The 6,674-nt window shown below is 47.9% G+C and carries 6 protein-coding genes; 4 read left to right on the forward strand and 2 right to left on the reverse strand.

Annotated features, from left to right (window positions below; genetic code table 11):
- Positions 1 to 14: 14 nt before the first annotated feature.
- Positions 15 to 245: an RND transporter gene (locus tag C2E25_RS15730; RefSeq protein ID WP_103116673.1), complete on the reverse strand. Its 231-nt coding sequence runs from the start codon at positions 243 to 245 to the stop codon at positions 15 to 17.
- 59 nt (positions 246 to 304) lie between these two features.
- Positions 305 to 1,558, reverse strand: coding sequence for a cysteine desulfurase DndA (gene dndA, locus C2E25_RS15735; RefSeq protein ID WP_233189462.1), 1,254 nt, complete (start codon positions 1,556 to 1,558; stop codon positions 305 to 307).
- A 14-nt stretch (positions 1,559 to 1,572) separates the two neighbouring features.
- On the opposite strand from dndA, the gene dndB reads away from it, so the two are divergent.
- From dndB to dndE, 4 genes are read left to right on the forward strand one after another with little or no spacing between them, the layout of a single operon-like run.
- Positions 1,573 to 2,667, forward strand: a complete 1,095-nt coding sequence (gene dndB, locus C2E25_RS15740; protein ID WP_103116674.1) for a DNA sulfur modification protein DndB — start codon at positions 1,573 to 1,575, stop codon at positions 2,665 to 2,667.
- Positions 2,660 to 4,135, forward strand: a complete 1,476-nt coding sequence (gene dndC / locus C2E25_RS15745; protein ID WP_199177452.1) for a DNA phosphorothioation system sulfurtransferase DndC — start codon at positions 2,660 to 2,662, stop codon at positions 4,133 to 4,135. The genes dndB and dndC overlap by 8 nt, the downstream gene beginning before the upstream one ends.
- Positions 4,136 to 4,146: 11 nt before the next feature.
- Positions 4,147 to 6,132: a DNA sulfur modification protein DndD gene (gene dndD / locus C2E25_RS15750; RefSeq protein WP_103116676.1), complete on the forward strand. Its 1,986-nt coding sequence runs from the start codon at positions 4,147 to 4,149 to the stop codon at positions 6,130 to 6,132.
- A gap of 15 nt (positions 6,133 to 6,147) precedes the next feature.
- The gene (gene dndE / locus C2E25_RS15755) at positions 6,148 to 6,519 is read left to right on the forward strand and encodes a DNA sulfur modification protein DndE (RefSeq protein WP_103116677.1); all 372 of its coding nucleotides are present in this window, start codon (positions 6,148 to 6,150) and stop codon (positions 6,517 to 6,519) included.
- Positions 6,520 to 6,674 lie beyond the last annotated feature (155 nt).

Raw genomic sequence — 6,674 nt, forward strand, 5'->3', positions numbered from 1 at the left:
ACAGGTTTCGGTCCTCAATCCTTGCCGGTACGAGTCCGCCACACCGCCACTCCCCTGAGCAGCAGCAAAACCAGCGGTGCCCCGTGGAGTCCCAGGTCGAAGATATCGATCGGCCGGGACAGGTTGCCGGCAAACAGCATCCGCAGTTTCTCGACCAGGTGCGGTTCGGGGGAAAACGGCGCCAGACCGATCAGGATCGTGGCGATGAGCAGGAGGGGGAGAGGGATGTTGAGGAGGAATTTCATGATTGGTCCTATTCTTTAGTAATTCATCCTGCCCGGCGCGCAACCGCGCACCCCACAACTTAACCGAGTTGTTTGATACATCTTCCAACATCATCCCAATCGACATCGGGAGTCATGTGACACCAGGAGATACGCAAGGCACCTTTGATACGGCTCTCTGGTAACCCCATTCCGGTGAGGACATGGCTCGGTTCATAGCGATGCGAGGTACAAGCAGAGCCATTTGATATGGAAATTTTATTTTTGAGCGCGACTAGAATTGCCTCGGAATCCAGGCCGGGAAACGAGATATTCAACACATGAGGCATGACCCGTGAAGAATCTCCGTTGATAACTCCACCAACTTTAACTAGAGCCGCAACAGCCTTTTGTCGGATTACATTACACTTTTCTTCTCTCGAACCGGCATTCATGTTGGCAAGACGTGCCGCCTCTCCAAAACCTGCTATCAGTTGAACAGGCAAAGTCCCCGGTCGCAACCCTCGTTCATGACCTCCTCCGTACATGACGGGCTGAAGAGGAATACGAGTAAAACCACGACGCCGCACAATGAGGGCCCCTACTCCCTTGGGACCGAAAATCTTATGCGCACTGAGGCTCATCATGTCAATTCTGGGAATTTTCAAGGTACCTAAATCTTTGCCAAACCCCTGCGCAGCATCTACATGAAAAAAAACCGGGCTGTCTGCAATCAACTCGGCAATCTCCCGAACCGGTTGTCGCACCCCAGTTTCATTATTCACATGCATAATGGATATCGCAAGCGTGTCATCCCTCAGTGCATTGTAAACCGATTCAGGTGACACCCAACCTTTTTCATCCACCGGCAGGTAGGTCACCTCGAATCCTCTTTTCTCCAGAGCTGCCAAGGGTTCCAATACGGCTTTGTGCTCAATCTTCGTGGTGATCAGATGTTTTTTGCCCGTTTCTGCCCCATGAGCGGCCAACCCCAAGATCGCCAGGTTGTCACTTTCCGTAGCACCGCTGGTAAAAATAACTTCATCCATTCTGGCAGCAACAACCGCTGCGATCTGTTCACGGGCCAGCTGCACCGCCTGCTTTGCCCGGGTCCCCCAGATATGGGTCCGGCTGGCGGCATTGCCATACTCGTCCTCAACATAGTGTCTTATTACGTCACAGACACTGGGTTCAATAGGGGTCGTGGCATTGCAGTCGAGGTAAACAGGGATTGAACTCATAACCAGTGGCACCCTTAAGGTTTGTAGTATTTTGTGAATTTGTTTGTTTTTATGTTGACAAACATCCGTTTTCTGCAAAAATACTATCGCCAAAAAGAAAATAACACAAGCCATTAATCGAGGGCGCCATGGACCCCAATTTTCAATACATTTTCCCTGCTATCAGAGGCATTCAGGCCAAGCGAGAATACTATGTTTCAATGTGCCCGTTGCACCTCATTCCCAAGATTTTCATTTGGGATGAGGAGGTCCTTCCCCCAGAGCTTCGCGCCCAGCGAATTCTTAACAAAAGCCGTGTCCCGGAGATGGCGCGTTACCTAACCGAAGGCCCAGAAAATTACGTTTTTTCTGCAATCACCGCATCTATCGATGCGGATGTAACATTCGAAGCTATTGGGGAAGAATCCAACAACAACCAAGTCGGCGTCCTCAGGGTGCCGATGTCAGCCCGATTTATTATTAATGATGGCCAGCACCGTCGGGCAGCCATCGAGATGGCGCTCCATGAGCAACCTGACCTAGGAAACGAAACCATTGCCGTAGTGTTTTTTCTGGACCGGGGGCTCACACGTTGCCAACAGATGTTTGCCGATTTGAATCGCTATGCAGTTCGCCCCTCGCGTTCTCTTGGATTGCTCTATGATCACCGAGATGAAATGGCGAGTGTGGCGAAGCTGGTCGCTCTGAAATCCAAGGCCTTTAAAGATGTGGTGGAAATGGAAAAAAGCACCCTATCTGCACGTTCCCGTAAGCTTTTCACTTTAAGTGCCATTTACACAGGAACGTCAGCCCTCCTCTCTAACATTGAGACAGAGTCCGAAGAAGAAAGGGCCTCGCTGGCAATTGAATTTTGGGATGAAGTCGATTCCCATGTCCCCGAATGGGGGCTGGTCAGGGAACGCAAAATTACCTCTGGCGAAGTCCGCCAGGATTTTATCCATTCACACGGTGTTGCCTTGCACGCTTTGGGGAAAGTTGGGAATGAACTGCTGCGAAAGCAGCCAAGGCAATGGAAAACACGGCTGAAAAAACTGGCGACTATTGACTGGTCCCGCTCAAATAGCGAGTTCTGGGAGGGTCGCGCCCTGGTGATTGGACGCGTATCAAAAGCAAATCAAAGTGTCACACTTACCACAAACATTCTGAAAAAACATCTGGCCATACCACTGAAACCAGAAGAACAAGAAATTGAGGAAGCCTTTTTAAGGGGTGATGATGTCTAAATCAGCTTTCAAAAAAACAGGATTCAGAAAAAGCGTACAAAGTCTGATCAAACAGGTGCAGGAAATCTACCTTGCAGACGACATCCCCTGGGTTGTTGGCTACAGCGGAGGGAAAGACTCAACGGCTGCATTGCAGCTTGTTTGGATGGCCCTTGCTGACCTTCCCAAAAAGAAGCGACACAAGATAGTTCATGTCATAACGAACGACACCCTTGTCGAAAACCCGATTGTTGCCTTGTGGGTCAATCGTTCGCTCAAACAAATCGAGACGGCAGCTGAAGCGCAAAGCTTACCCGTAAAACCACATAAGTTAGAACCGGTCATCAATGATACCTTCTGGGTCAAGATGCTGGGCTGGGGTTATCCGGCCCCCAGGCCCAAGTTTCGCTGGTGTACCTCTCGCTTGAAGATCGACCCCACATCCCGTTTTATCCAACGTGTTGTTAGCACGAATGGTGAAGCCATCGTTGTCCTTGGGACACGCAAAGCGGAAAGCTCCGCCAGGGCTCACGTAATGGAGAAACACGCGCAAAAAAGTACCCGCACTCACCTCAGCGAGCATACCAGCCTGACCAATGCCTGGATCTATCCCCCAATTGGAGATTGGTCCAACGATGATGTCTGGACCTTTCTGATGCAGATCGACAACCCTTGGGGATACGACAACAAAGATCTTTTGACCATGTACCAAGGGGCAACCGAAGGTGGCGAATGCCCGCTCGTCATTGACACCAACACCCAGAGTTGCGGGAATAGTCGTTTTGGGTGCTGGACCTGCACCCTGGTCGATAAAGATCGCTCCATGGAAGCAATGATTTTAAACGACGAAGAAAAAGAATGGATGCTGCCATTACTGGAACTACGCAACGCAATGGACTTCCGTACCATGGGCGAGCGGGGAGACCGGAATGTCCGTGATTTTCGTCGTATGCACGGAAAAGTACAAATTTTCAACGGCGAACCTATTCCAGGCCCTTACATACAATCCTTTCGCGAGAATCTTCTTCGCCTCCTTTTGCAAGCCCAGCAGTGGATTCGGGCGAATGGTCCTGAAGAGGTGCGCAGCATCGATCTCATCACCCTGGCGGAACTTCGAAAGATTCGGGAGATCTGGGTCACAGAAAAACATGAAATCGAAGACAGCCTCCCTCACATTTATGAAGAGGTCACTGGAGAGAGCTTCCCAGACGCAAAGCGGTTTGACCTGGCCGGGCTCGGCTACGAGGAGATGCAACTGCTCAAGGAATGCTGTGGCGATGACGAGATTCACTATCAGATGGTACGTGAACTGCTGCATACCGAAAAGGAATTCAGCCTCATGACTAAAAGAACGGGGCTGTTCAAAAAGCTCGAAAAAGCCATCGAACGCAGCTTCTTCGAAGATCTCGAAGACGCAAAACAATACGCGCTGGAAAAGAAAAAATCTACGGACGATATCCAAAGCATTGTCCAGGCGGCCTCTAGCTGACGAGTGACCTCATGATATTTGAAAAAATAGTATTGGAAAATTTCGCAACCTATAAGGGGCGAAATGAAATCAAACTTACTCCCCGAGATCACAAGCCGATTGTTCTGATTGGTGGAGAAAATGGTTGTGGGAAAACCAGTATGCTGGATGCCTTTCAACTGCTTCTTTTTGGCCCAACGGCTCGTTGTTCAAATCGAGGCAAGTTAAATTATGAGACGTACCTGAAACGTTGCATCAATCGAAAAGCCGACCCCGAAGAAGGTGCGGTACTCGAACTGACAATGCAGTTTTACATTGGCGGCAAACTCAAACGGTATCGAATCCGTCGGGCCTGGTCTCTCAAAAAAAATAAAATAAAAGAACGCTTTGGAGCCTATCATCTCAGCGATGATGGTGAAAAGTTCGATGCTGTTTTTTCAGATAACTGGGCTGATTATGTTGAAGGAATTTTCCCCTCCAAAGTAGCCCCTTTCTTTCTATTCGATGGTGAGAAAATTGAACAACTGGCCGACTTCGAAAATTCAGGGCCACTGATTCGTGCAGCCATTACATCGTTGCTTGGTTTAAATCACGTTGACCAACTCTCGGCAGATTTGCTGATTTTAGAAAAACGTAAATTCAAGGAATTGGCTACGCTTGAAGAAAAAGACAATCTTGAACAAATTGAAAAAGAACTGGCTGATCTTGATAAAAACATTGCCGATTTGCGCGCTGAAGAAGCACGCCTTAACAACTTGATTGACCGCCAGAACGGCAAACTTGAAGACATCGAATTGCGTTACCGTCAACAGGGCGGTGAGTTATACAACCGGCGCAACGAATTGGAATTGAAACTTGAGAGCAGTCGCGACCAGGTTTCCACCCTGGAAGCAGAATTACGGGAAATTGCCGCTGGAGCCTCTCCGCTCCTGCTCGTAGACAATCTTTTAAGTGACATTGCAACCCAGGCTGAACACGAAGACAAGGCCGAACGTAGTCGAATACTCAATGAAGAATTGCAGCAAAGAGATGAACAGCTGCTTTCAATCCTGAAAAAAGAGGCTCTGAATAATGGAGTCATGTCTCGAATTGATCAATTTTTAAAAGAAGACTTGCAAACAAGACAAAAGGTGGCAGAGACAGAGTGTTATTTGCACCTGTCCCCCGAGGCTCAACACAAATTGAACCTTCTGCGGGGAAGTGAGCTGCCATTACTCAGAAAAGAGATATCATCCACACTATCAAATTTGCAAGAAGCCAACAATAAGCTCGAAGCAATTGAACGGTCGCTCGCAAGCATCCCGGAAGAAGAAACAATTGCCCAACTCCTTGCTGAGCGTCACCAGGCTAACGAAGAAGCCGCACGACTGAAATTTGCCCTCAGCACAAATGAGGAAGAACTTCGAAAAGCTAAATATAAAAGAGAAATGGTCAGCGCATCCCTGAAAAGAGAACTCGAAAAAACGGCAGAAAAGCGCTTTGAGGGCAAGGACCAAAGAAGACTCCTGCAGTATTCGGCAAAAAGCAGAAAAACCCTTGAGATCTTTCGCAAAAAGGTCATAAAAAAGCACTTAGCAAAGATCGAAGCGAATGTGCTGGAAGCATTCAAAAAACTGCTCCGTAAAGAAGGCCTGGTACACAGCCTGGAAATCACCCCAGAAACCTTACAACTCAAGATCTTCAACGCCGATGCCGAGGAAATCCCTCCAGACAGACTTTCCGCCGGAGAAAGGCAACTACTTGCTACAGCGTTGCTCTGGGGTATCTGCCGCACCGCGGGCAAACCATTGCCAACCATTATCGACACCCCCCTTGGCCGTCTGGACACATCACACCGAACCAACCTGGTGAAGAATTATTTTCCTTGTGCAAGCCACCAGGTTCTTCTTCTCTCAACCAATGAGGAGATTGTCGGCAGATATTATGAAGAACTAAGTCCATTCATTTCGCATACAGCCCTGCTTTGTCACAATGAGAAACAGGGAGGAACGACAGTCCACCCCGGTTACTTTTCCTGACTTGAGGACCTTGAAATGATAATAGAAACAGTCTATCTCTCACAAAAAGAAAAAGATCAACTGATCAAAATCAAACGGACAACAGGCATCAAGAATTGGAATATCCTCTGCCGATGGGCTCTTTGTCTATCACTAAGAGACAAAACACAGCCACCGGCAGTCGAAGTTACCGGTGACCATGCTATCGAAATGACTTGGAAGGTTTTTGGCGGACAAGACCACGAAATATACCTTGCCCTCCTCAAAGAGCGTTGCAAAAATGACAAAGCCCTCCTTAACAAGGAGAGCATTACCCAACAACTACGCGCCCATTTAAATCGCGGCATTCTTCATCTGTCAGCTACTAAAAATCTAAACAAAATAATAGAGAAGCTCGATTTACCATGAATCTATTTATATCTAAATTTGAATTTATATAAATTATAATTAAAGCGCCAATATTTAGTTCGGTTGATATAACATCATGTTTTTAATTTCCTATATTTTTGCCTCGTCCGCAGAATCTGTGGGTAGGCCGATATAAAAATTAGAGCATTGCCCTT

This window comes from Geothermobacter hydrogeniphilus, assembly GCF_002898515.1.
In the GTDB taxonomy this organism is placed as follows: domain Bacteria; phylum Desulfobacterota; class Desulfuromonadia; order Desulfuromonadales; family Geothermobacteraceae; genus Geothermobacter_A.

Bases quoted from the DNA above. Each gene is read 5' to 3' on its own strand.
- C2E25_RS15730 (WP_103116673.1), bottom strand. From the start codon at position 245: ATGAAATTCCTCCTCAACATCCCTCTCCCCCTCCTGCTCATCGCCACG.
- dndA (WP_233189462.1), bottom strand. From the start codon at position 1,558: ATGGCTTGTGTTATTTTCTTTTTGGCGATAGTATTTTTGCAGAAAACG.
- dndB (WP_103116674.1), top strand. From the start codon at position 1,573: ATGGACCCCAATTTTCAATACATTTTCCCTGCTATCAGAGGCATTCAG.
- dndC (WP_199177452.1), top strand. From the start codon at position 2,660: ATGTCTAAATCAGCTTTCAAAAAAACAGGATTCAGAAAAAGCGTACAA.
- dndD (WP_103116676.1), top strand. From the start codon at position 4,147: ATGATATTTGAAAAAATAGTATTGGAAAATTTCGCAACCTATAAGGGG.
- dndE (WP_103116677.1), top strand. From the start codon at position 6,148: ATGATAATAGAAACAGTCTATCTCTCACAAAAAGAAAAAGATCAACTG.